Annotated in this window: 23 protein-coding genes and 1 pseudogene; 12 read left to right on the forward strand and 12 right to left on the reverse strand. The window is 64.6% G+C overall.

The features are described from left to right. Window positions 1-62: 62 nt before the first annotated feature. From BLT09_RS07360 to BLT09_RS07390, 7 genes are all read right to left on the reverse strand, one after another. Window positions 63-1,127: an ornithine cyclodeaminase gene (locus tag BLT09_RS07360; protein WP_091591680.1), complete on the reverse strand. Its 1,065-nt coding sequence runs from the start codon at window positions 1,125-1,127 to the stop codon at window positions 63-65. A 28-nt stretch (window positions 1,128-1,155) separates the two neighbouring features. After that, window positions 1,156-1,785, reverse strand: coding sequence for an FMN-binding negative transcriptional regulator (locus BLT09_RS07365; protein WP_091591682.1), 630 nt, complete (start codon window positions 1,783-1,785; stop codon window positions 1,156-1,158). A gap of 63 nt (window positions 1,786-1,848) precedes the next feature. Next, entirely contained in the window at window positions 1,849-2,730 is an 882-nt protein-coding gene (locus BLT09_RS07370; protein ID WP_091591683.1) for a branched-chain amino acid ABC transporter permease, read from the reverse strand. 3 nt (window positions 2,731-2,733) lie between these two features. Next, entirely contained in the window at window positions 2,734-3,438 is a 705-nt protein-coding gene (locus BLT09_RS07375) for an ABC transporter ATP-binding protein (RefSeq protein WP_091591685.1), read from the reverse strand. A 4-nt stretch (window positions 3,439-3,442) separates the two neighbouring features. After that, a complete protein-coding gene (locus tag BLT09_RS07380; protein ID WP_091591686.1) occupies window positions 3,443-4,615 on the reverse strand; it encodes an ABC transporter substrate-binding protein in 1,173 nt (390 codons plus the stop codon). A gap of 41 nt (window positions 4,616-4,656) precedes the next feature. Next, complete coding sequence (locus BLT09_RS07385; RefSeq protein ID WP_091591689.1) at window positions 4,657-6,534, reverse strand: branched-chain amino acid ABC transporter ATP-binding protein/permease; 1,878 nt, start codon at window positions 6,532-6,534, stop codon at window positions 4,657-4,659. After that, window positions 6,534-7,700 carry an NAD(P)/FAD-dependent oxidoreductase gene (locus BLT09_RS07390; protein WP_091591691.1) on the reverse strand — a complete coding sequence of 389 codons (1,167 nt, stop codon included), beginning with the start codon at window positions 7,698-7,700 and terminating at the stop codon, window positions 6,534-6,536. Before BLT09_RS07390 ends, BLT09_RS07385 begins: the two co-directional genes overlap by 1 nt. Before the next feature lie 158 nt (window positions 7,701-7,858). On the opposite strand from BLT09_RS07390, the gene BLT09_RS07395 reads away from it, so the two are divergent. From BLT09_RS07395 to BLT09_RS07415, 5 genes are read left to right on the forward strand one after another with little or no spacing between them, the layout of a single operon-like run. Next, window positions 7,859-8,806, forward strand: a complete 948-nt coding sequence (locus BLT09_RS07395) for a MurR/RpiR family transcriptional regulator (RefSeq protein WP_091591693.1) — start codon at window positions 7,859-7,861, stop codon at window positions 8,804-8,806. After that, entirely contained in the window at window positions 8,803-9,450 is a 648-nt protein-coding gene (locus tag BLT09_RS07400) for a cysteine hydrolase family protein (protein ID WP_091591695.1), read from the forward strand. The genes BLT09_RS07395 and BLT09_RS07400 overlap by 4 nt, the downstream gene beginning before the upstream one ends. Beyond that, window positions 9,447-10,769: a type I glutamate--ammonia ligase gene (locus tag BLT09_RS07405; protein ID WP_091591697.1), complete on the forward strand. Its 1,323-nt coding sequence runs from the start codon at window positions 9,447-9,449 to the stop codon at window positions 10,767-10,769. Before BLT09_RS07400 ends, BLT09_RS07405 begins: the two co-directional genes overlap by 4 nt. Further along, window positions 10,769-11,536 (forward strand): N-formylglutamate amidohydrolase, encoded by a 768-nt coding sequence (locus BLT09_RS07410; RefSeq protein ID WP_091591699.1) that lies wholly within the window; start codon window positions 10,769-10,771, stop codon window positions 11,534-11,536. The genes BLT09_RS07405 and BLT09_RS07410 overlap by 1 nt, the downstream gene beginning before the upstream one ends. Next, entirely contained in the window at window positions 11,533-12,843 is a 1,311-nt protein-coding gene (locus BLT09_RS07415) for an aspartate aminotransferase family protein (RefSeq protein WP_091591700.1), read from the forward strand. The genes BLT09_RS07410 and BLT09_RS07415 overlap by 4 nt, the downstream gene beginning before the upstream one ends. Before the next feature lie 13 nt (window positions 12,844-12,856). Here BLT09_RS07415 and BLT09_RS07420 read toward each other — a convergent pair whose 3' ends face one another. Together BLT09_RS07420 and BLT09_RS07425 are read right to left on the reverse strand one after the other, a co-directional pair. Then, window positions 12,857-13,744 carry a DUF7847 domain-containing protein gene (locus BLT09_RS07420; RefSeq protein WP_091591702.1) on the reverse strand — a complete coding sequence of 296 codons (888 nt, stop codon included), beginning with the start codon at window positions 13,742-13,744 and terminating at the stop codon, window positions 12,857-12,859. Window positions 13,745-13,798: 54 nt separating this feature from the next. Further along, on the reverse strand, window positions 13,799-14,563 hold the full coding sequence (locus BLT09_RS07425; RefSeq protein WP_091591704.1) for a glycerophosphoryl diester phosphodiesterase membrane domain-containing protein: 765 nt from the start codon (window positions 14,561-14,563) through the stop codon (window positions 13,799-13,801). A gap of 151 nt (window positions 14,564-14,714) precedes the next feature. On the opposite strand from BLT09_RS07425, the gene BLT09_RS07430 reads away from it, so the two are divergent. Genes BLT09_RS07430 through BLT09_RS07455 form a run of 6 tightly spaced genes read left to right on the forward strand, consistent with a single transcriptional unit; the run spans window position 14,715 to window position 20,668 of the window. Then, the gene (locus BLT09_RS07430) at window positions 14,715-15,341 is read left to right on the forward strand and encodes a DUF4129 domain-containing protein (protein WP_236473739.1); all 627 of its coding nucleotides are present in this window, start codon (window positions 14,715-14,717) and stop codon (window positions 15,339-15,341) included. Continuing rightward, window positions 15,338-16,537: a DUF4350 domain-containing protein gene (locus tag BLT09_RS07435; protein ID WP_091591708.1), complete on the forward strand. Its 1,200-nt coding sequence runs from the start codon at window positions 15,338-15,340 to the stop codon at window positions 16,535-16,537. The genes BLT09_RS07430 and BLT09_RS07435 overlap by 4 nt, the downstream gene beginning before the upstream one ends. Further along, window positions 16,524-17,480: an AAA family ATPase gene (locus tag BLT09_RS07440; protein ID WP_091591710.1), complete on the forward strand. Its 957-nt coding sequence runs from the start codon at window positions 16,524-16,526 to the stop codon at window positions 17,478-17,480. Before BLT09_RS07435 ends, BLT09_RS07440 begins: the two co-directional genes overlap by 14 nt. Next, the gene (locus BLT09_RS07445; RefSeq protein ID WP_091591712.1) at window positions 17,477-18,787 is read left to right on the forward strand and encodes a DUF58 domain-containing protein; all 1,311 of its coding nucleotides are present in this window, start codon (window positions 17,477-17,479) and stop codon (window positions 18,785-18,787) included. Before BLT09_RS07440 ends, BLT09_RS07445 begins: the two co-directional genes overlap by 4 nt. Next, the gene (locus BLT09_RS07450) at window positions 18,784-19,815 is read left to right on the forward strand and encodes a stage II sporulation protein M (RefSeq protein ID WP_236473737.1); all 1,032 of its coding nucleotides are present in this window, start codon (window positions 18,784-18,786) and stop codon (window positions 19,813-19,815) included. Before BLT09_RS07445 ends, BLT09_RS07450 begins: the two co-directional genes overlap by 4 nt. After that, window positions 19,802-20,668, forward strand: coding sequence for an RDD family protein (locus BLT09_RS07455; RefSeq protein WP_091591716.1), 867 nt, complete (start codon window positions 19,802-19,804; stop codon window positions 20,666-20,668). Before BLT09_RS07450 ends, BLT09_RS07455 begins: the two co-directional genes overlap by 14 nt. A 15-nt stretch (window positions 20,669-20,683) precedes the next feature. Here BLT09_RS07455 and BLT09_RS07460 read toward each other — a convergent pair whose 3' ends face one another. Next, a complete protein-coding gene (locus tag BLT09_RS07460; RefSeq protein WP_091591717.1) occupies window positions 20,684-21,370 on the reverse strand; it encodes a D-lyxose/D-mannose family sugar isomerase in 687 nt (228 codons plus the stop codon). Between the two features lie 146 nt (window positions 21,371-21,516). Between BLT09_RS07460 and BLT09_RS07465 the strand changes: the two genes are divergently transcribed. Continuing rightward, a complete protein-coding gene (locus BLT09_RS07465; RefSeq protein WP_091591719.1) occupies window positions 21,517-22,575 on the forward strand; it encodes a D-TA family PLP-dependent enzyme in 1,059 nt (352 codons plus the stop codon). Window positions 22,576-22,664: 89 nt separating this feature from the next. On the opposite strand, the gene BLT09_RS07470 is transcribed toward BLT09_RS07465, so the two are convergent. Both BLT09_RS07470 and BLT09_RS34235 read right to left on the reverse strand, forming a co-directional pair. Further along, window positions 22,665-23,426, reverse strand: a complete 762-nt coding sequence (locus BLT09_RS07470; RefSeq protein WP_091591720.1) for a heme ABC transporter permease — start codon at window positions 23,424-23,426, stop codon at window positions 22,665-22,667. A gap of 260 nt (window positions 23,427-23,686) precedes the next feature. After that, window positions 23,687-23,986 (reverse strand): annotated as a pseudogene (locus tag BLT09_RS34235) (IS481 family transposase); the annotation flags it as partial.

A 23,986-nucleotide genomic window follows, 5' to 3' on the forward strand; every position in this document is an offset into this window, starting at 1 on the left:
TGCTGTCACCCCTGGGCGGAAGGCTCAGGGCAATGGCTCGACGTTTGCGCCGCCGGCCGGCGCTACAACGTCACCTGCGCAGTCTTCGCAGCCGCCGCTCTCAACAGCATCCCGAACAGGTCGCGCGGCTCGTCTGGGTCGGCCAGCATGTCGAGTTGCTGGTAGAGGCCGGTCGATGGCAACTGGTCCCTGATATAGCGCAGCGCCGAAAAATCCTCGATGGCGAAGCCGACGGAATCGAACAGCGTGATCTGGCTGGCATCGCGGCGGCCTTCAGCCACGCCGGTGATGACCCGCCACAGCTCGGTCACCGGATGATCGGGTGCAAGCTGCTGGATCTCGCCCTCGATGCGGGTCTGCGGCAGATATTCGACGAAGATCTCGGAGCGCAGCAGGATGTCACGATGCAGTTCGGTTTTCCCAGGACAATCGCCGCCGACGGCGTTGATGTGGACGCCCGAGCCGACCATGTTGTCGGTGAGGATGGTGGCATACTGCTTGTCAGCGGTGACGGTGGTGATGATCCCGGCCCCCTCGACAGCCTCTTCGGTAGAGCGGCAGGCGACCATGTCGAAGCCCAGCCCGGCGAGATTGCGGATGCATTTTTCCGTCGCCGTGCGGTCGATGTCGTAGAAGCGCAATTCGCGCACACCGAGCAAGGCCTTGCAGGCCAGCGCCTGGAATTCGGCCTGGGCGCCGTTGCCGATCAGCGCCATGCAGTTCGCACCGGCCGGCGCCAGATGTTTGGCCGCCAGCGCCGACATCGCCGCGGTGCGCAGCGCGGTCAGGATCGTCATTTCCGACAAAAGCACCGGGTAGCCGTTGTGGAGATCGGCGAGCATGCCGAAGGCGGTCACCGTCTGGCGGCCTTCGCGCATGTTCTTCGGATGGCCATTGACATATTTGAAGCCATAGACCTCGCCGTCGCTTGTCGGCATCAGCTCGATGACGCCCTCGGCGCTGTGCGAGGCGAGGCGCGGCGACTTGTCGAAGGCCTCCCAGCGGCGGAAATCGTCCTCGATATAGAAGGCGAGCTCGGTGAGGAAACGCTCGACGCCGATCCTCAGCACCAGCTTCATCATGTGGTCGACGCTGACGAAGGGGACGATGTTGAGATTGGGGATCATTTTGTCCTTGCCCGCATTGCTGCAACGGTCAGTCCTTGCGATGCGCGTTGTGCATCTTCATCATCGTCGCCAGCGCCGGATCGCTTTCCTCAAGCCTGCCAATCGCGGCATTGGTATCGTAGAGCCGTTCGTCCTGGCCCATCTTGAACTTGGCCTCGAGCCGTTCGATCGGCAGGTCGAAACCCAGAATATGCGGGATGCGCCGCTGCATGCCGCCCGGCCCGAGTTCGCGCATGCGCCAGCGATCGTCGCGGTCCTTTTCCAGCACGTCGACAAGCCGCTGCAGATGCCGGGCGGTGGCGTGATCGTCGAGCTGAACCGGCCGGCCGTGGCAATGGGCGACGGCGAAATTCCAGGTCGGCGCGCTGTCGCGCACCGGATTGCGCGGATACCAGGAGGGCGAGATATAGCCATGCGGTCCGTGGAAGATTGCCATCGTCTCCTCGCCCTCGGCGATCAGCGCGCTGTGCGGGTTCTGCCGGGCCAGATGCGACACCAGCGTTCCGTTCGCTCCCCGCTCGCGGTCCAGCACGAAGGGCAGATGCGATGCGACGAGCCCCTGTGGCCCGGTTGTCACCACCGTGGCGAAGGCCGCCGCCTCGATCAGGCCGAACACCTCGTCCAGCGACAGCGGTGCGAATTCGGGTTTCGTGTACATAGTACCTTCTTGTTATTGCATGATCTTTTCCGAAAACCGGTTCCCACTTTTCGGGATCATGCTCTAGCTCCGCTGCACGCGAACCGCCGGGATCAGGCCTTGCGGCCGCACCAGCAGCACGGCGATGACGCCCGACAGCACGATAGCGTCGCGGTAGGGTGCGACAGCCGCCGGCAGCGTCGCCTGCAGCAACACTTCGATGATGCCGAGCAGGAAGCCGCCAGCGACAGCACCGGGCAGGCTGCCCAACCCGCCGACGACGGCGGCGATGAACGCCTTCAGCACTGGGGTAAAGCCCATCAGCGGGTCGACGGAGGCGCGCTGCGCCACCCACAGCATCGCCGCCAGTCCGGCGAGCAGGCCGGAAAGCAAAAAGGCGGTGGCGATGATGCGGCTGGCCGGGATGCCCATCAGGCGGACGACGTTGAAATCCTCGGCCGCGGCGCGCATGGCGGTGCCAGTCACCGTGCGGCGCAGGAAGAGTTCCAGCGCAATCAAGGCCAGGGCCGAGACAACGATGGAGATGCTCGGGCCGACGCCGATGGTGAAGTCGCCGAACGAGAAGGCGCCGGTCATCCAGCCGGGCATGGCGACCGGCTGCGGCCGAGCCGAGATGCCGTTCTGGAAGACGACCTTCAGCAGGCTCGAAACGGCGAAGCTGGTCAGAAGCAGGCTGGTGACGCTGGCGCCGCGCATCGGGCGAAAGGCAACACGCTCCATGGCAACCGCTGCGAGCGCGCCGCAGGAGACGGCGACGAGCACCGCCGCTGGAAACGGCAGACCGAAAACCAGCGCGGCAAGCAAGGCATAGCCCGACAATGTCATCAGCTCGCCATGGGCGAAATTGATCAGGCCGACGATGGAAAAGACGATCGCCAAACCAAGTGCCAGCAGCGCATAGACGCCGCCGAGGCTCACCGCATTGATGATCTGCTGCGCGATCATGGCTCAGGCTCCGAGATAGGCTTGGCGGACGAGGTCCGAGGTGGCGAGTTCCTTGGCGGTGCCCGATAGCACCACCTCGCCATTGGCAAGCACGATGGCGCGGTCGGCGACCTCCAGCGCCAGCGCCACGTTCTGCTCGACGAGAAGGATGGTCAGCCCGCTGCGGCGCAGTTCGGCGATCAGGTCGAAGACCGTGTCGATCAATTGCGGGGCAAGACCGAGCGACGGTTCGTCGAGCAGCACCATGCGCGGCTTGCCCATCAATGCGCGAGCGATCGCCAGCATCTGCTGCTCGCCGCCGGAGAGATTGCCGCCCTTGACGCGGTGGTAGCGCCGCAGGACCGGAAACAGCTCCAGCATCTCCTCTTCGCGCACCCTCGCCTCCACCGCCGGCAGGTGCATGGCACCGCCGAGACGCAGATTGTCAGCCACGGTCAGGCCGGCGAAAATGCGCCGGCCTTCCGGCACCAGCGACACCCCCTTGCGGGCGATCGCCTCAGGCGCCAGGCCGGTGATGTCGACGCCGTCGAAGACCACTTTCCCCGAGACGGCCGGCACCAGCCCGGCAATGGCGCCAAGCGTCGAGCTCTTGCCGGCGCCATTGGCGCCGACCAGCGCGATGATCTCGCCGCTGTCGACGGCGAGATCGACGCGGCGCACCGCCTCGACCTCGCCGTAGCGGATCCTCAGGGCTTCGACGCTCAGCATGATGTCACGGCGCCGGAACGTCGGCGGCGTCGGGAATCATGGTCTGGATATGCTTGCCCTCGCCGCCTTCATAACGCATCAGCGCCACCGGCCGCAGCGGCATGCGGTCGGTGCCGGCATAGGTGATCTTGCCGGTGATGCCGTCAAAGTCCTTGAGGCCGGCAATGGCGTCGCGGATCGCCTTCGGATCGTCCGAACCGGCCGTCTTGACCGCCTGGTCGAGGATCAGCCCGATCTCGTAGCCGTTCACCTCATAGGTCGATTCCGGCGCGTGGCCGGCATATTTGGCGAAGGCGGTGTTGAAAGCCTCCAGCTTGCTGCCCGGCTCGGCATAGCCGGCTGCCGTATAGACGACGCCGTCGACCAGCTTGCCCAACCCCTTGACGGTCGGTGTTCCGATGGCGTCGGCGCCATAGACCGGAACGGTGACGCCGGCACCGCGCAATTGCTGGATGAAGGCCGGAAAATCAGGCTCATAGGCGGCGGTCATGATCAGGTCCGGCTGGTCGGCAAGGCTCTTGATGTTGGTGATCTCGGCGGAAAAGTCCGGCTGGCCCATGGTGAAAGTACCGCGGCCAACAACGGCGCCGCCTTTCTTCTCAAACACCTTGCCGAAATACTCGGGCAGGTTGGCGGTGTAGGTGGAGTCCGGCGAGGTCAGGAGATAGACCTTCTTCTTGCCTTCGGCGATGGCGAAGTTGGCGACCGCGGTCGCCTGCACATTGTCGGCTGGATAGGTGCCGAACATGACGTCGCCGACCGCGGCGGTGAGCACCGGGGCGGAGCCGCAAAGCGTCAATGTCGGAATACCGAGCGGCTGGGTGAGCTGGCCGGCCGAGATCGAGGGATCGGCGTCGCAAGGCGTGATCATGATCTTGGCGCCGGCGTCGATCAATTCCTGGGCGACGGTGGCGGTCTGCGCCGTATCGGATCGGGTGTCCTTGATGATCAGCTTGGCGATGTATTGGCCGCCAAGCCCTCCCTTGGCGTTGAGTTCGTCGAGCGCCATGCGCAGGCCGGCGAGTGCCGGCTGGTCGTAGGGAGCAAGACCACCGGTCTGCGCCGTCGCGGCGCCAATGATGATCTCCTCGGCTGAAGCCTTGGAAACGAGGGCGAGGGTCATGCCGAACACCGCCGCATAGAGGGCGGCGCGGTGGAGGCGATAGAGCTTTGGCATGTCGGTTCTCCTTCTGGATTTGTTGTCGTTGGCTACACGGTTCATGCGGTTTCACTTGCGGGCGTTTCGCTGGCGGGCGTCTCTTGTCCTGTCTTGGCGCGGGCGGTGCGGCTGCCGAGATAAGCGGCGACGACGGCAGGGTTGTTCTGCACCTCGGCCGGCGTGCCGTCGGCGATGACGCGGCCATGGTCGATGACGACGATGCGTTCGCACAGGTTCATCACCAGCCGCATGTCGTGCTCGATTAGGACGACGCCGATGCGCCGCTCGGCGCGGACGACCGAGAGGATGGAAACCAGCTCGGCGGTCTCGACCGCGTTCATGCCGGCGGCGGGCTCGTCGAGCAGCAGGAAGCGCGGCTTCAGCGCCAGCGCCCGCGCCACCTCCAGCCGGCGGCGCTGGCCATAGGCGAGCCTGGCGGCGGGTTGATCGGCAAATTTCTCCAGCCCCATGCGCGAAAGCTCGCGCATCGCCGCCGCCTCGGCATTGGCAAGATCGGGCTCGACCGAGCGGGCGGCGACCACGACATTTTCCAGCACGGTCATTTGCGCGAAGACGCGGATGTTCTGGAAAGTGCGGGCAACGCCAGAGCGGGCGAAGCGAAAGGCCGAGGCCTGCCTCACCAAACCGCCGATAGACACCATGCCGGCGCTCGGCTCGACGTCGCCGGCCAGCATGTTGAGCAGTGTGGTCTTGCCGGCGCCGTTCGGGCCGATGATGCCGGTGATGCTGTCGGTGTCGAAGGCGAGCGTGACGTCGTCGACGGCGATGACACCGGCATAGCGCCGCGACAGATGGTCGGCGGCCAGCCGGTCGCGCTCGGCATGAAGCAGCGGCGCAGCAGGAACCGTCGCGGCCTTGCGGCCGGGCCGGCGCAAAAGGTTCAGCTCGCGCTCGCCGAACAGGCCGGTTGGCCGCCGCCAGATGACCAGGATCATTGCAATGGCAAGCACACCCTGGGTCAGGCCGAACAGCACCGGCAGATGCAGGCCGAACACCTCGCCGCCGCCTTCGAAACGACGCACCACCTCGATCACCACGATGGTGACGACGACGCCGGCAAAGGCGCCGAGCGAGGAGTTCATGCCGCCGACGATGAGCATGGCCAAAAAGGTGAAGCCGAGTTCGAAATAGAAATCGCGCGGCGAAAACGCGCCGAGGAACTGCGCCATCATGGCGCCGGCGGCCATGGCGGCGACCGCGCCCACCACCCAGGCGGCCAGCCGCGAGGTGCGCTGGTCGACGCCGACGGCAGCCGCACCACGCTCGTCATTGGCGGCGGCGCGGGTGGCAAGGCCGAAGGCGGTTTCCCGAAAGAGCCTCGCCACCACCAGTGCCACCGAAGCGACGCCGATGGCGGTCCACAGACCAACCTCGCGCGGCACGCCGTAAAAGGGTTGGCTGCCGCGGGTGATCTCGCGCCCGGCAACCAGCAGCGTGTAGACGATGATCAACATGGCGAGCGTGGCGATAGATGCGCTAGATCCGGACAACCTGAGCAGCGGCGTGCCGGTCAGCAGGCCGATGACGACCGCAAGGATCAGCACGACGGCCAATGCCGCGAAGAAAGAGAGTTCATAACCAGCGAGGAACTGCGGCAGGTCGCGCAACGCAGTGCGCTGCAGCGCCGCCGGCATGGTCAGGATGCCGGTGGCATAGGCGCCGAGGCCGACAAAGGCGGCGTGGCCGAAGGAGACGATGCCGCTGTTGCCGGAAAAGATCTGCAGGCCGAGCACCGCCGTCAGCATGATCGCGGCATAGGTGACGACGCGCTGCATGGCGGCGCCACCGAAGAAGAAGACAATAAACGCTGCCAGCAGCAGCACCGTCACCATGCAGAGCGCATCGGCGCTGGCGTTGCGGAACGCGGCCGGCATGAACGACCGCGCGCTGCCCTCGCCCATCGCCGCCGATGCCATCAGGCGACCTTGAAGCGGCTGGGCGAAAACGGCGCCAGCGCCGGCTGGGCGCCTTCGGTGACCAGCCTGGCCACCGCTTCGCCGACCGCCGGACCAGTCTTGAAACCATGGCCGGAGGAGCCGGCAGAGACGAACAGACCGTCGACGCCGGGCATGGCTCCGATCACCGGCAGGTCGTCGGGGCTCATGTCGTATAGCCCGGCATAGCCGGGACGGATGCCCAGCTCGGCCATCGCCGGCACCCGCGCCGCGAAGGTCTCGAGGATCTCGACCGATTCTGATTCCTCGACGCCTTCCATGTAGTCGTCGGGATTGTCGACGAAACGCGGACGACCGGCCTGTTCGTGGCGCACGCCGGTGCCGCCGCCGGCCCAGCTGCCGGCAAGAATGACACCGTCACCGTCGGGCCGCGCATAATTGCAGGAGATGTCGTCGCACCAGGCGAAAGGCATGACCTGTCGCGCCTTGCCGGCTGCGTCGAGCACGGCCATCGGATGACGCTCGACATGCAGCGGCAGGTCGAGGCCGACCGTCGCCAGCAGGCGGCGTGTCCACGGCCCGGCGGCGAGCACCACGGCGTCGGCCTTCAGCACCGTTCCATCGGCGAGCGCGACGCCGCTGATGCGGTCGCCCTCTTTCACAAGCCGTTCGACGAGAGTGTTCTGCATGATCCTGGCACCGCGCGCCTTGGCGGCACGGGCAATTGCATTGGTTGCGCCGAAGGCGTCGGCATAGCCGTATTCGGGCTCCCATAGCGCCAGCGCGACATTGGCCAGTGCAAAGCCCGGTGCGGCGTTGGCGAAGGCTTGCGGCGACAGCGTCTCGATCAATGCGCCCTCGCCGCGAATCCGTTCGGCGGCGGCCTTCCAGCTCGCTTCATTGTCGTTGCCGCAGACCCACATCATGCCGATTTCGGTAACGAAAGGGCCCTCGCCCGATATCTCCGGCAATGATACGAGGATCTCGCGGCCACGAATGGCAAGCTGTGACAGTTCCGGCAAGAGATAGAAGGCGTGCAGCAGGGCCGAGGACTTGCCGGACGGTCCGCCGGCGGGATGCGTCTGCTCGACAAGCGCCACCGTCACGCCGGACGCAGCCAGGTAATAGGTCGCGCTCGATCCAACGATACCCGCGCCGACGACTATGACGTCGCTTCCAGTCCGCATGGGCTGTTCCCCACAGTCTCTTGGCTGCTTTGTGACAAAGCTAAGACCAGTCGTCCCGCTATGTCAACATCTCTTCATTATTGACCGAAATTAAAATCTCTGTAATAAACTCGACACAACGAGGCAGAGCAAGCCCAGCGCGGATTTTGGGGAGGCCTATGGCGATACGCGATGTTCTGATGCGCGGGGATCTTGCGCTGACGCCGTCGGAGGAAAAGATCGTCCGGCTGCTTCTGACCGACTATCCGACCTCTGGTCTCGGGACCGCTTCGTCACTCGCCCGGCGCGCCGGCGTCAGTGACCCAACCGTGGTCAGGCTGGTGGTGAAGCTCGGCTATGACGGCTTTCCGGACTTCCAGGCCAAGCTTCTGGCCGAAGTCGAGGCCAGACTGCATTCGCCGCTGCTGATGATGGAGGCCAAGCGGCCGACAGGCGCGGAAGACAGCGCCATCCTCGCCTATCTCGGCTCCGTCGGTGCCGCGCTCGAGAAATCCGTCAGCCTGACCCCGCTGCAGAGCTATGAGCGCGCCGCTCGTTTGCTGATGGAGACCAAGGGCGAGGTGGTCATGCTTGGCGGCCGTTTCAGCCGCCACATCGCCGGCATGCTCGCCGGCTACATGCTGCAATTCAGGCCGGGTGTGCGCGACCTCGGCACGCTGTCGGCACAGGCCTTCGACACGCTGGCCGACCTTGGCCGCCGCGACGTGCTCGTCGTTTTCGATTATCGCCGCTACCAGTTCGACGTCATCGACTACACTAGGCAGGCGGCGGCGCGCGACGCGCGCATCGTGCTGTTCACCGACCAATGGCTGTCGCCGATCGCCGATCTCGCCGAAGTCACCATCGTCAGCCCGCTGGAAGTCGCCTCCCCCTATGACACGCTGGCGCCGGCGATGGCGCAGATGGAGGCGCTGGTCGCGCAGATCGTCGCCACGCTGAGCGATGGCGCCCGCGAACGCATCGAAAAATTGGAGGAGGTGCGGCATGCCAATGCCGTGACCCTCGACAGTGCCGGCCCCGAAGAAAACGCGGCGCGCAGGATGCCCGGGCCCAAATCAGCCCAACCCAGATCACCCAAATCAGTGAGGCAGGACCAGAAAGCATGACGCAGGCATTGCCAAAACGAAACGAGCCGTTCCGGGCCGGCGAAACCGCGCTGCTGCTGGTCGACATGCAACGTGTCTGGCTGGAGCCCGGCGCCGATCCGGCGCATCCGGAGCGTGGCCCCGACCACTATTTCTACCGGCAGACGGCGTCGCAGACGATCCCCAACCAGGAGCGGCTGCTGGCGGCTGCCCGTGCCAATGGCGTCGAGGTGATCCACACCATCATACAGAGCCTGACGGAAGACGGCCGCGATCGCTCGCTCGACCACAAGCTGACGCCGATCCATATCGCGCCCAGCTGGCCGGCAGGCCTGCCGGTGCCGTCGCTGGCGCCTGTCGGCGACGAGATCATGCTGCCGAAGACCTCGTCGGGCGTCTTCAACTCGACCAACATCGATTATGTCCTGAAAAACCTCGGCGTGCGTTATCTCATCGTTGCCGGCATCATGACCGACCAGTGCGTCGACATGGCGGTGCGCGACGCCGCCGATCGCGGCTATCTCGTCACCTGCGTGTCGGATGCTTGTGCCGCCGCCACGCAAGAGCGCCACGACGATGCGCTGAAAGCCTTCGGCGGCTATTGCTGGATCACCGACACCGCTACCGTCGCCGCCCGCTTCGAAGCCTTGGGAAAAGCCGCATGACATCGACCGTCGAACCGCTCGTTGCCGTCGTCACCACCGATCTCTCAGCGATCACGCGCGGCCGCTCCGTCGTCGAAAGCAGGCTGCAGAAGATCGCTGCCACCGGCGTCGGCTGGCTGCAGGCCAATTTGTCGCTGACCCCGTTCAATTCCATCGTCGATCCCAATCCCTGGGGTTCGTCCGGCGATGTGCGACTGGTGCCTGACCTCAACGCACGTTTTCGCACGGCGCTGACCGGGTCGGTGACGCCGTTCGACATGGTCGCGGGAAACATTGTCGAACTCGACGGCAGCCCCTGGGTCGGCTGCACGCGAACCATGCTCAGCGATGCGCTGGCGGAGTTGAAGGCGGCAACCGGGCTTTCCGTCATCGCCGCCTTCGAACATGAATTCCACATCGCCGATGCCGGCTTCGTGCCGGGTCATTCACTGTCGTTCGCCGCATTGCGCCGCGCCGACCCGTTTGCTGCCAATTTGATGGCGACGCTGGAGGAAGCGGGCGTCGCGCCCGAAGTCGTCATCGCTGAGTTCGGCAACGAGCAGTTCGAGGTGACGCACGAGCCAACCAATGCGCTTGCCGCAGCCGACCGAGCCGTCGCTATCCGCGAGATCACCCGCGAAGTCGCGCGCAATGCCGGATGGCGCGCCAGCTTCACACCCAAACCCGCGCCCGATGCTGTCGGCAACGGCGTCCACATCCATTTCAGCTTCGTCGACGAGGCCGGCAAGCCGGTGACCTACGATCCGGCGCGACCGGGCGGTCTTTCCAGCCAGGCCGGCGCCTTCTGCGCCGGCGTGCTGCGCCATCTGCCTGGGATCACCGCCATGACGGCGGCGAGCGTGTCGTCCTATTACCGGCTGAAGCCGCATAGCTGGAGTTCGTCCTACACCTGGCTTGCCGATCGCGACCGCGAGGCTAGCCTGCGCATCTGCCCGACGGTGACGATCGGTGGGCGCGATCCGGCGCCGCAATACAACATCGAATATCGGGCCGCTGACGCCACCGGCAATCCCTATCTGTCGCTGGCCGCAATCGTGCGCGCGGGGCTGGAAGGGCTGAAGGCAAAGCTGCCGACACCGCCGCTGGTCACCGGCGACCCGACGCTGATGAGCCAGGCGGAGCGCAAGAAGCTTGGTCTGGTGCGCCTGCCGGAAACCCTGCCGGCGGCGCTCGACGCGCTCACCGCCGACAGCACCGTCACCGGGTGGTTCGCGCCGGTGTTCGTCGAGACCTTCGTCGGGCTCAAGCGACACGAGACCGAGCGCCTTGCCGGCCTCGATCCGGTGGCTGTTTGCGACCTCTACCGGACGCTTTATTGATGGCTGCGCAGCTTGCGAATGAGTGGCCGGCTGCCGTCGACGTCCTCAACGAAAATGGACGCTCTGATATCGTGCTGTTGTGCGAGCACGCGTCCAACCACATTCCGGCGGAGTATGCAAAGCTGGGGCTCGATATCAGCCATCTGCAACGTCACATCGCCTGGGATATCGGCGCCGCCGAAGTGACGCGCCGTCTGTCGGTGCTGCTCGATGCACCTGCCTTCCTCGGCGGCTATTCGCGGCTGCTGATCGACCTCAACCGGCCGCTGGGCACGAGCGGCAGCATTCCTGACCTGTCCGAAGACACCGACATTCCCGGCAATGTCGGGCTCGACCCGGGGGAGCGGGCACGGCGCGCCGAAATCATGTTCGCGCCTTTCCATGACCGGGTGGCCGCCCATCTCGACCGTCGGGCGAAGGACGGCAGGCCGACGCGGATCGCGACGATCCACAGTTTTACGCCGGTCTTCCTCGGGATTCCCAGGCCTTGGCATGCCGGCGTGCTTTACGATCGCGCCGGCGATTTCGGTGAAACGATCCTTGCCGGCCTGCGCCACGACGAAGCGCTCAATGTCGCGGCGAACGTGCCTTACGTGATCAGCCGCGACGCCGACTACGCCGTGCCCATCCACGGCGACGACCGCGGCATTGCCGCCGTCCTCATCGAGATCCGGCAGGATCTGTTGTCGAGCCGCCCCGGCATCGAGGCATGGGCGAACCGCCTGGCCGCCGTCTTGCCCGCGCAGCAGAAGGAGAAGGCGTCATGAGCAATCTGCGCGAGCGCGATGCGGTAACCATCGCCCAGATCGGCAAGCTGCGTTTCTCGCCGCTGAGCGTCGTCGGCGGCCGGGGCAACCGGCTGATCGAGGAAGGCGGCCGCTCGCTGCTCGACCTGTCCGGCTCAGCCGGTCCGGCAATCCTCGGTTACGGCCATCCGGCCATCGTCGCGGCGGTAGAGGCGGCGATCCGCGACATGGCCGGCGCCAGCCTCTTGCTCTACCCCAACGAACCAGCGGTTTCGCTGGCCGAGCGGCTGCTGGCGATCACGCCGGGCGACGGTGAGCGGCGTGTCTGGTTCGGCCATTCCGGATCGGACGCCAATGACTGCGCGGTGCGTGTGCTGCAGGCTGCCACAGGCCGCTCGCGCTTCATCTCCTTCATCGGCTCCTATCACGGCAATCTCACCGGCTCGATGGGCATCAGCGGCCATACCGCCATGACCCACACGCTGCCAAGGCCGGGCCTGCTGCTGCTCCCCTACCCCGATCCGTTCCGGCCGCAGTTCAGTGCCGAGGCCGTACTTGCGCTGCTCGACTACCAGTTCGAGACCACCTGCCCGCCGCATCAGGTCGCGGCAGTGTTCATCGAGCCGCTGATGTCGGATGGCGGGCTGATCGTGCCGCCGCCCGGCTTCCTCAAGGCGTTGCAGGAACGTTGCCGCAGGCATGGCATCAAGATTGTCGTCGACGAGGTCAAGGTCGGGCTGGCCCGCAGCGGCATGATGCACTGTTTCCAGCACGAAGGATTGACGCCCGATCTCGTCGTCTTCGGTAAAGGTATGGGCGGCGGCCTGCCGCTTTCGGCCGTTGTCGGCCCAAAGGAGATCATGGACCACGCGCCGGCCTTCGCGCTGCAGACGACCGCCGGCAACCCGGTTGCGACGGCTGCCGGCAACGCCGTGCTGAAGACGATCGAGGCGGACGGACTGGTCGCACGCTCGGCGCGCGTCGGCACGCTGTTCTCAGACGCGCTGCGGGCGCTCGCCGCAAAACATGAGATCATCGGCGACGTGCGCGGGCGTGGCCTTGCCGTCGGCGTCGACCTGGTCACCGACCGCAAGACACGCGAGCCGGTCGCAGCGACAACGACGGCCAAGATCATCTATCGCGGCTACGAACTGGGTGCGGCCTTCACCTATGTTGGGCTGAAAGCCAATGTGCTCGAATTCATGCCGCCGCTGACGCTGACCGAGGACGAGGTTGCCGAGGGCGCGGCAATAATCGACCAGGCGATCACCGACGTGGCCGCGGGCAAGGTCTCCGACGCGGACGTCGCTTCGTTCATGATGTGGTAGGCGACCTCTCGCATCAGGCGAAGATCTCCGCCAGTTCGTCGACGCCGGTGCCTTCCTTGACTTGCCGCAGTTCGACGTAGCTGACCGCGATGGCAACCGACATCAAAGTAGACACGACTGTCGAAACAAGCGCGCTTCCGATTGCGCCGACAACAAGGCCAACGGTCGAGAGGCTGCCGGTAATGGCGAAAGTAAATCCAAACAACAATGCGAATGCCATTTGGATGACAATCGCCGCCAAGAACAGAACCAGCAAAAGACCGAATAATGACCAGCGGCTGCCCTTCGTCAGAGCACGGCTGCGCGACATCGAACCAAACACGCCAAGCCGCTCCTGGATCAGCACGGGCACGGAAACCGATATACCGAGGAACAACATGATGCCTGGAACCACCAACGCGATGAACGCGATGAACACGATGATGTTTCCAAAAACGGGGATAAGCATGCCAGCCACGAACATCGTCACCACTAACGCGAGGATCATGGTGAGGAAGACAACCAGGCCCATCCCGAGCGTCGGGAACATGCAACGCAAGGCGATCTGGATGCAGTCACCGATTGCCGGGCGCTTGCCGTTCAAGTCTTCTATCGTCCCCCTTACCAGTGACGACTGAAACAACAAAGCCAGCACAAAATAGATCAAGCCAAAAGCCATCGATATTAGCGAGTTGCCTAGAACCGCCGATGGATCGGCAACCGCCATGCTTTCGGAATCGGCAAAATCAAGGTTGGCAAGATTTCTGTAATTCCAAAGGTTGAGCACCAGTGCCGGAAGGGCGGAAAAAAGAGCCGCCAGTCCGACCAACAGACCCGGATTGCGGCCGATGACCGCAAAACTATTGCTGAAAACCCTGCCGATGCGAAACTTGTCCGGTCGTTCCAGTGTCGTTGAAACCATGACGTAACCTGTCCAGTCCAGGCCGATCCTGATGCGATGAAGGCGGCCTTGCCGCTATGAGAAGATCTCCGCCAGTTCGTCGACGCTGGTGCCTTCCTTGACCTGCCGCAACTCGACATAGCTGACCGCCGGCGCAACCGAGGTCACCACGGATACGACGGATGTCACCAGAGCATCCAGGATGAGAGCCGTTGTCACGCCAAAGACCATGACGACTTGGCTCAAGACAAGCTGGATGACGATCACCGCTATGATCAGGACAATCCAGAATCCGAACAGCGCCCAGCGGCTCCCTTTGGTCAGCTCGCGGCTGCGCTTCATGCTGCCGAACACCCCCCGCCGTTCCTGAACCAGAACCGGCACGGCGACCGACCAGCGGAGCCATAAGATGATGCCGGGGACGATGAGCAGCATGAAGCCCAATCCCGCGCCAAGGGAGACCAGTACTGCGATGCCTATCACCGGCAGCAGGAGGGAGATTGCCATCTTGAGGCTGTCGCCCATTGATGGCCGCTTGCCGTTCAGATCCTCGATGGCCGCGCGCACCAGCGTCGCCTGCAAGATCGCTGCCAGGACCATGGAAGCCAGCACGACAAGGATTGTAACGATAACGCGTTGGGCCGAGAACTCCGGAGCGCCTGTCTCGGTGCCGCTTGCCCATTTCCAGAGCCAAAGCTGGTAGAGCAACGTCGGCAAGCCTGAAAACAGCACTGCCAGCCCGAGGCAAAGCACGATATTGCGGCTGATGACAGCAAAGCTGTCATTGAAAACCCTGCCGATGCGAAACTTGTCCGGTCGTTCCAGTGTCGTTGAAACCATGATGCGTCCCCTCGCTCAATCGCCGCATATCGGCTGATGATCCCCGCATCAAATGTGCCAACATTGGAGATCGACGTCTAGCCCACTTGCAATTGCCGTTGTGCATTGCCAGTGTCGACTGGGAACCACAGGTTGCAGGGGACGGTTGGCAGTGGCACAGCCAGGCACAGCGGAAGCCGAATGGCTGGCAAAAGCGCATCAGCAGTTGATCTCGGACAAGTCGATCCAGTTCGAGCTGCCGGCCTATGTGCCGCCCCAGCCGCCTGACTGGCTGAAGCCGCTGCTGGACCTGTTGTCGTCGCTCGGTCCCTACATGATCTATCTGTTCTGGGGGGCGGTGATATCAGGCGCCGCGATCATCCTGCTCCTGGTCTTTCTCGAGATGAAAGGTATCGCCTGGCGCCTGCCATGGCAGCGCGCGCGGCGCGAAACCGAGGCGGAGGAAGCATGGCGTCCCGACGCCGGCGCCGCGCAGATCCTGCTGTCGGAAGCCGACTCGCTGGCCGCGCGAGGCGACTATGACGAAGCGGTTCATCTCCTGCTTCGGCGCAGCGTCGCCGATATTGCCGGCCGGCTGCCGGATTTTTTGCGCCCGTCGCTCACGGCGCGCGACATCGCCGCTGCTGCTTCGATTCCCGCCAAGGCCCGCGCGGCGTTTACCGAGATCGCACGCATCGTCGAAGCCGCACTGTTCGCGCGCAGGCCGGTCGGCGCCGAAGGCTGGCGGCAAGCACGCGGCGCCTATGAGCGGTTCGTCTTCCGGGATGCCTGGATATGAGCGCTGCGACGGTCGAACCAGCGGCGCAGGAACCATTCAATCGAAGAACGCTGTTTTGGGGCATTTTCGCCAGCCTGCTTGCGGCAGCGGGTTTCTTCCTGCTGTCCACCTATGCGCCCGACTTTCGGCAACCCGGCAATGGCGGCGCCACGCCGCTGTCGAAAAGCGGCGTTGGCTATGCCGGCCTGGCTGAATGGTTGCGGCTCACCGGCAGGCCGACTTACATGGCTCGGACTGAAGATGATCTCGGCACCTATCTCTTGCTGATCGTCACCATTTCCCCCGATAGCGATCCGGAAGCGCTCGACCATATTCTTGAGCTTCGGCGGGACAGGGATACCCTCTTCGTCCTGCCCAAATGGCAGACCCTTCCGCTGGAGGAGCACGAAGGATGGAAGATGAAATTCGGGCGATTGCCCGATGCCGTGGTGAACCAATGGCTCGGCCGGATCGCCGAGGGAAAGATCGGTGTTGGCAAAAGCACGGTCGAGCAACTCGACATCGAGGGCCGGGTCATTGATGCCCCTGATGAATTGCAATGGGTAGCGGATGACCACCCATTGATAGCGGCGGGCAACGGCAGCGCCGCCCTTACCAAACTCGACGACAAGCCGTTTTACATTCTGAGCGACCCCGACCTGATCAACAATGCGTCACTCAAGGACTCGGACAAGGCTGCGGCGGCGCTCGACCTGATCGCCTCGGTGCGCGCCGGCCCGGTCATGTTCGATCTCACGCTGCATGGCGCGGGGCGAAAATACGACCTTGCCAAGCTCCTGGTCGAACCGCCGTTTCTGGCGCTGACGCTGACGATCCTGGCCGCGGCGGCGCTGGCTTTCCTGCACGGCCTCGGACGGTTCGGCCCACCGCGCGCCGACCAGCGCGCCATTGCCTTCGGCAAGCGTGCGCTGGTGGATACGACGGCAATGCTGCTGCGACGCGCCGGGCGACTCGAAGAACTTGGAGGCCGCTATGCGGCCTTGATGCGGGTGCGCGCCGGCGCACTGCTGGGAGCGCCGCAGGGGCTGCATGGCGAAGCGCTCGACCGCTGGCTCGATTCTCGCGATAAGGACGAAGTCAGCGGATTCACCGCGCGGGCGCAAGCCGCCGGCGAGGCGAAAAACCTGACGCAAATGCACGAGGCAGCCGAGCGGCTGCACGATTGGACCGCAAGGAGGCTCGGTGAACGTCGATGATGTAAAGGCCCTGGCGACACGGATCAGGGAAGAAGTGGCCAAGGCGATCACCGGACAGCACGACACGGTCGACCTGATGCTGACCGCCCTGTTCGCCGGCGGGCATATCCTGCTGGAAGGCCCTCCGGGCACGGCCAAGACAATGACCGCGCGCTGCTTCGCGCAGGCTCTGGGTGTCGCCTATGGGCGCATCCAGTTCACGCCGGACCTGATGCCTGGCGATATCGTCGGATCGAACATCTACAATTTCCAGACTGGACAGTTCACGCTGACGCGCGGTCCGATCTTCTGCGATCTTTTGCTTGCCGACGAGATCAACCGCACGCCGCCCAAGACACAGGCAGCACTTCTGGAGGCGATGCAGGAGCATGCGGTCACTTTCGACGGCACCACGCATTCGCTGGGCCGCAACTTCATGGTGGTCGCGACCCAGAACCCGATCGAGCATCAGGGTGTCTATCCCCTGCCCGAAGCACAGCTCGACCGCTTCCTGTTCAAGCATCGGGTCAGCTATCCCGGTCCCGAGGAGGAACGGGCCATCATCATCCATCACGGCGGCGGCTCCGCCTCGCACGACATCGCGCAATACGGCATCAAGGCCCAGACGGATCGCAAGACGCTGGAGAAGGCACTCGAAACCGTCGGCTCCGTCACCCTCGTCGACGACGTCGTCGGCTACATCGCGGCGCTGGTGCGCGCCACACGCGACACCGCCGATTTGGAGGTTGGCGCCAGTCCACGCGCGGGCGCCATGCTGGCCAGGGCGGCGCGGGCGCGGGCTGCGCTCGACGGGCGCGCCTATGTGATCCCCGACGACGTCAAGGCGCTGGCGGTGCCGGCGCTGCGCCATCGCGTTATCCTGTCGCCGGCCGCGCAGATCGATGGCCGGCTGGTCGAGCAGATCGTCTCCGACCTGGTCGACCAGACGGAAGCGCCGCGTTGATCTATCCCAGCGGCCGAGCGGTGTGGGCGGCAGCAGCAGGCGCGGTGCCGGCCTTCCTGGTCGCGCTGGCGCTGCCGTCATTGTGGTATCTCGGATTGCTGTGGATCTGCCTGCTGCTGGCCTTCCTGGCGGTGGACACCGCGGCCGGACGCGGGCGGAAATCGCTGGCCGCCAGCCTCCACGCGCCGCCGCAGGTCGGCGTCGGCGGCCAGTTCACCGTCCATGTCGCCGCCCGTTTTCCAGGCCGGACGCGGACCCTGGAGGCGCGCGTCGGTCATGATGCGCGCCTGGCGCCGATCGGCGGAACCGGCGGACCCCTGGCTGCCACAAAGGATGGCGGATCGCTCGACCTGCGGTTCCAGGCGCTGCGGCGCGGCATCGCCAGCTTCGATCGTCTGTGGCTGCGCTGGCGCGGGCCGTTCGGACTGGTCTGGAACCAGGTCGTCCTGCCGATGGAAAGCAAGGTGGCAGTGTTGCCCGACGTCCGCAGCGCCCGCGACCAGGCGATCACGCTGCTGCAGCGCAACGCCCTGCCCGACGGGCATGCGCAGCGCCGGGCCGGCCAGGGCCGGGAATTCGAGGCGCTCAAGGATTATCAGCCCGGCATGGGCCGGCGGATGATCGACTGGAAGCGCAGCGCCCGCCACGGCAGGCTTCTGGCGCGCGAGTTCCGTATCGAGGAGAACAACAACATCGTGCTGGCCATCGACAGCGGACGCCTGATGTGCGAGCCGGTCGACGGCCTGCCGAAGGTGGACCGGGCGGTGGCGGCAGCCTTGCTGTCGGCGTTCATTGCGCTCAAGGGCGGCGACATGGTTAGCCTGTTCAGCTTCGATGCGCGGCCGCGCGTCGCCAGCGGCGCGGTGCGCGGCTCGGCCAGCTTTGCGATGATCCAGAAGCGGGCGGTTGAGATCGACTATTCCAACGAGGAGACCAATTTCACCCTGGCGCTGACCACGCTTGCGGCACGGCTCGACCGGCGCTCGCTGGTCATCATCTTCACCGACTTCGTCGATCCGATCAGCGCGGAGTTGATGCTGCGCACCGTCGGCCGGCTCACCGAACGGCATCTGGTGCTGTTCATGATGATCAGGGATGTCGAATTGGAGAGCTTGGCCGACATGCCGCCTTCATCAGGCGAGGATGTCGCCCGCGCCGTCGTCGCCGGCGGGCTTTTGCGCGAAAGGCAGGTTGTCATCGGCCGGTTGCGGCTGCTCGGCGCGCATGTGATCGAAGCCGACCATCAAAGGCTGGGGCCGGCGCTGGTCGAGCGCTACCTGCAGTTCAAGCGCGAGGATTTGTTGTGACTGTGCCAGTTCCCGGCGATGCTCGACGCGGCGATGCCGTACGCCAGTCGCTGGCCAGCTTCCGTCGGGAGCGCGAGGCCGACTGGCAGGCGTTCGAAGCGCTACTCGCCCGCGTCGAGAAACGCGCGCCGCGGACGCTGTCGGAAGAAGAGCTGCTGTCGCTGCCGCTGCTCTACCGGTCCGCATTGTCTTCGCTTTCGGTGGCGAGAGCGACATCCCTCGACAGCGCACTGATCGCCTATCTCGAATCCCTGTCGCTGCGGGGATACTTTTATCTCTATGGGGCACGTCGCGGACTATCGCAGCGTGTTGGCGATTTCTTCCTGCACGACTGGCCCGGTGCCATGCGCGATTTGTGGCGCGAGACGCTGGTGTCGGTGGCGCTGATGTTTATCGGCGTCGGCGCCGGCGCCTGGCTGGTAGCGTCCGACAAGGGCTGGTTCGACGCGATCATCCCGTCGGGCCTGGCCGCCGGCCGAGGCCCCGACGCTTCGGCCGAGATGCTGCGCAGCATGCTTTATGATGGCGACAATGGCTTTCTCTCAGGCTTTGCCGCTTATCTTTTCACCCACAACGTCCAGGTCGCAATCCTCGCCTTCGCGCTTGGGTTTGCTTTCGCCGTGCCGACGGTGCTGCTGATGCTGTTCAACGGTTGCATGCTGGGTGCGATGTTCCAGGTCTATTGGGCAAAGGGGCTTGGCATGGAACTTGGCGGCTGGCTGGCCATTCACGGCACCACCGAATTGTTCGCCATCGCACTGGCCGGCGCTGCCGGCATCCGGATCGGCACGCGCATCGCCTTTCCCGGCGAGTTGACCCGCATGACGGCAGCCGCCCATGCCGGACGCATCGCAGCGACCGCGATCGTCGGCGTTTCGGTCATGCTGCTGTTTGCCGGACTGCTCGAGGGCATCGGCAGGCAGACGATCACCAGCGATGTCACCCGCTATGCCGTTGGCGGCGGCATGCTCGCACTGTGGATCGGCTATTTCTACCTGTTCCAGGTGGTGCGCAATGGCGACCGCTAGACGCGCCGCGCTGGCGACAATGCGCTCGCTGATCACGCCTGAAGGTGTCGATCTCCAGATAAAGCTGGCCGACGCCGGCACACGGGCGGCCGCTTTCCTGCTCGATGTCGTGTTTATCGCCACGGCTGCAATCGCCGTCACGATTATTGCGATCTTTGGAGTAACAGGTTTCGGCACTGATAAATTGCAGCCGCTTTTCATCGTCTGGATCATCGCGATCTTTTTTCTGCGCAACGTCTATTTCATCGCATTCGAGGCGGGCCGGCGCGCGTCGACCCCCGGCAAGCGGATCATCGGCATCAGGGTGGCGTCACGCAACGGAGCCGGCCTGTCGGTGGATCAGGTCATCGCCCGCAATCTGATGCGCGAGATCGAGGTCTTTCTGCCGCTGTCGATCATCGCCGGACGCAGTGAGATGGGCGTCGCCGATACGCTGACGACAGTTTTTGGGCTGGTGTGGGCGCTGCTGTTCGCCTTGTTCCCGCTCTTCAATCGTGACCGGTTGCGGATCGGCGATCTCCTGGCGGGAACATGGGTCGTCGAGGCGCCTAAGCGCACGCTGATGGAGGATTTGTCGGCACGAAAAGATCCGGTCGCCAGGACTTTTCAGTTCAGCCACGCGCAGCTCGATGCCTATGGCATCGCCGAACTGCACAAGCTGGAAGAAGTGCTGCGCCGCGACGACTATTTCGCGCTGCGGGCGGTGGCTGAGACGATCGGACGCAAGATCGGTTCAACGCCGCAGGCGCATGATGCCCGCCCGTTCCTGACCGCGTATTACGGCGACCTGCGAGCCCATCTCGAGCGAAAGCTGCTGCTGGGCAAGCGAAAGGAAGACAAGCATCAGCGTTAGGAACGAAAGGCCGTCTTACCCCACCCACTTCTCGTAGTCCGACACCAGGAGGTGCAGCGGCGCGACGTCCTCGTCGATCTCCGCGAAGCGGCCGATCGGCTCGCGGAAGACATTGTCGGTGAGATCGTCGTTGACGGTCGAAACCTCGCCGATCAGCACGTCCTTGCCCTCTGCCCAGAAGGCGTGCCAGACGCCCGGCAGGAGCGTCACGCTCTCGCCCGGATCGAGCTTCAAGAGCCCGCCCGCCGGCAGCCGGTGGATAGTCCCGTCGACCGGCACCGATACTTCCGCCTTCGGATCGATGCCGCCATCGCGATCGTGCATGAACAGCTCCAGCACCAGCTTGCCGCCGCCGCGGTTGATGATGTCCTCGGCCTTGATGTTATGGCGATGCATCGGCGACAGCTGATCCTTGCGCGAGATCATGATCTTCTCGGCATAGAGCATGCCCATGCCCTTCTTCATGTCCTCGTAGCGACCGTTGCGAACGGTGAACAGGAAGAGGCCGAGTTCGTCGAACTTGCCCTGGCCGTAATCGGTGATGTCCCAGCCGAGCCGCGAGGAGAAGATGGCCGACGAATCCTGCCGGCGCGCCTTCATCTTTTCCGGGGTCCAATAGGCGAAGGGCGGCATGATGTAGCCGAACGAACGGATGAAGGCATCGGCGTCGCGGATGATGTCGTTGATAGCGGAGCGTTTCATGGTTGTGGTTCCTTCCCATTGGCCTGGGTGATCTCCAAACCGAATAGCCGAACACCGATCCGGTGTCGACGTAAACCGCGTGCTGGCCTCATGACATCCGGGCCGATCAAGGCCATAAGTCCAGGCAAATCCCAGGGTGAAAATCCATGCTGAGCATAGACGACCTCGATACACCGGCGATCCTGATCGATGTCGACCGCGCCGAAGCCAACATCGCGCGGGCGCAGGCCCACGCCGACCGCCACGGGCTGAAGCTCAGGCCGCACATCAAGACCCACAAACTGCCTTACTGGGCAAAGAAGCAGATCGCAGCCGGTGCGGTCGGCATCACCTGCCAGAAGATCGGTGAAGCCGAGGTGATGGCCGATGCCGGCCTCACCGACATTTTTCTGCCTTACAACATTGTTGGCCGCGCCAAGCTGGAGCGTCTCAAGGCGCTGCACGGCCGCGTGACACTGTCGGTGACATCAGACAGCATGGAGACGCTTGCGGGTCTCGGCGCCACCTTCACCGATCCAGGCAAGCCGTTACAGGTGCTGGTGGAGTGCGATACCGGTATGGGCCGCTGCGGCGTCCAGTCGGCCGGCGAGGCGGTCGCGCTGGCCAGGGAGATCGACAAGGCCAGGGGGCTCGCCTTCGGCGGGCTGATGACCTATCCGGCGGCAGGCCGCGCCGCCGAGGCCGAGACTTGGCTGGCCGATGCGCGCCAGGCGCTCGCCGCATCCGGCCTCGCCTGCCAACGCATCTCCAGCGGCGGCACGCCGGATATGTGGCGCGCAAGCGAGGCTTCCGTCGTCACCGAGTACCGCCCCGGCACTTACATCTATCTCGACCGCTACCAGGTCGCCAAGGGCGTCGGAAGCCTCGACGATTGCGCGCTGACGGTGCTGTCGACGGTGGTCAGCCATCCGACGCCGACACGGGCCATCCTTGATGCCGGCAGCAAGGCGTTGTCCAGCGACACGCTGGGGCTGCCCGATTTCGGCGAATTGCTGGGTATTCCGGGCGCCACCGTCACCAGCCTCAGCGAGGAGCACGGCAACGTCACGCTTTCCGGCGACGCCAGGCTGCGTATCGGCGAGCGCGTGCGCATCGTGCCCGACCATTGCTGCGTCGTCACCAATCTGTTCGACGAAGTTCACTTGATCGCCGGAGAACGGGTGCTGGAGACGCTGCCGGTGGCGGCGCGCGGCCGCATGGGGTGAGAAGCGGTCCGCGGAGCGGACGGAAAGCCAATTGCTTGGCTTTCGAGCTTTGACCCCCTGAGCCTGCGAGGGGGCAAAGCTGAAGTGAGTCAGGCTGATTGTTCGGCCTGCCGTGCCGCGACGCGGCGCATGGCAATGACCCGGCGACGCAGGATTTCGGTGCGCATCGCCATCAGATGCAGCGCGAAGAACAGCACGGTAAAGCCCAGAGCCATCACCAGCAACGGCTGCAACAGGCTGGGATCGATGGTCGGCCCGCCGAGCCGGATCACCGAAGCCGGCTGATGCAGCGTGTTCCACCAGTCGACGGAGAATTTGATGATCGGGATGTTGATGAAGCCGACCAGGGTGATGACTGCAGCGGCCCAGGCGGCGCGCGCGGCATCGTCGAGGGCCCGCGTCAGCGCAATGATGCCGAGATACATCAGGAACAGCACGAACACCGAGGTCAGCCGCGCATCCCACACCCACCAGGTGCCCCACATCGGCTTGCCCCAGATCGAACCGGTGATCAGCGCGAGCGCTGTAAAGACGGCGCCGATGGGTGCCGCCGATTTGAGCGCGACGTCGGCCAGCGGATGGCGCCACACCAGCGTGCCCAATGCGGAAACCGCCATCAGCGTGAAACACATCATGGCCAGCCAGGCGAAGGGCACATGGATGTACATGATACGTACGGTGATGCCTTGCTGGAAATCCTCCGGCGCCGTGAAGCTCATGTAGAGCCCGGCGGCCAGGAGGAGTGTGGCGATGGTTGCCAGCCACGGCACCACCTTGTCGGCCAACCCGACAAACCGCGTCGGGTTGGCGAAATCCATCCAGCCGCTGAGGCGCGAAGTCATGTCACTCATGCAGCTTTACATAAACCGGTGACAGGCTTGGGGCAACTACAGCACCGCGTGGCAGGCGCGGCCTTGCCTTCTCCCCCTGTGGGAGAAGGTGGATTGGCGCGCAGCGCCAAGACGGTTGAGGGGTGCTGGCCGGAGCGAGGCCTGCGCTAAGCTGGACCACCCCTCATCCGTCGCCTTCGGCGACACCTTCTCCCACAAGGGTGTTTGGACCGGAGACATCGCGAACAGGTGTGCGAAGACATCGCGAACAGTTTGCCATCCTATCGATCAATGGCATTGAGGTCGATGGTTTCTATTTTCTGATGTCTGAACCAGGCGTCGAAGACGCCGTCGGCAGCGGTTGGGCGAAAGGCGACGGACTTTCCGGCGAAGGCCCTGCACAGGCGCACGTTGTGGCCGAGAATGGAGACGAAGCCATGCTGCTGAACGCGGCGGATGAGATCGTCCTTGGCATAGTCGAACGGCTCGACGGTTTCGCGATGCTGGCGCTGCGAGACGCGGTAGCGGTCGAGCGGCACAGCGCCGCCAAGCGCGTCGTGCGGACGCTCGGCGTTGTAGAC

The sequence above is a fragment of the Mesorhizobium muleiense genome (genome assembly GCF_900099905.1).
Lineage (GTDB): Bacteria > Pseudomonadota > Alphaproteobacteria > Rhizobiales > Rhizobiaceae > Mesorhizobium > Mesorhizobium muleiense.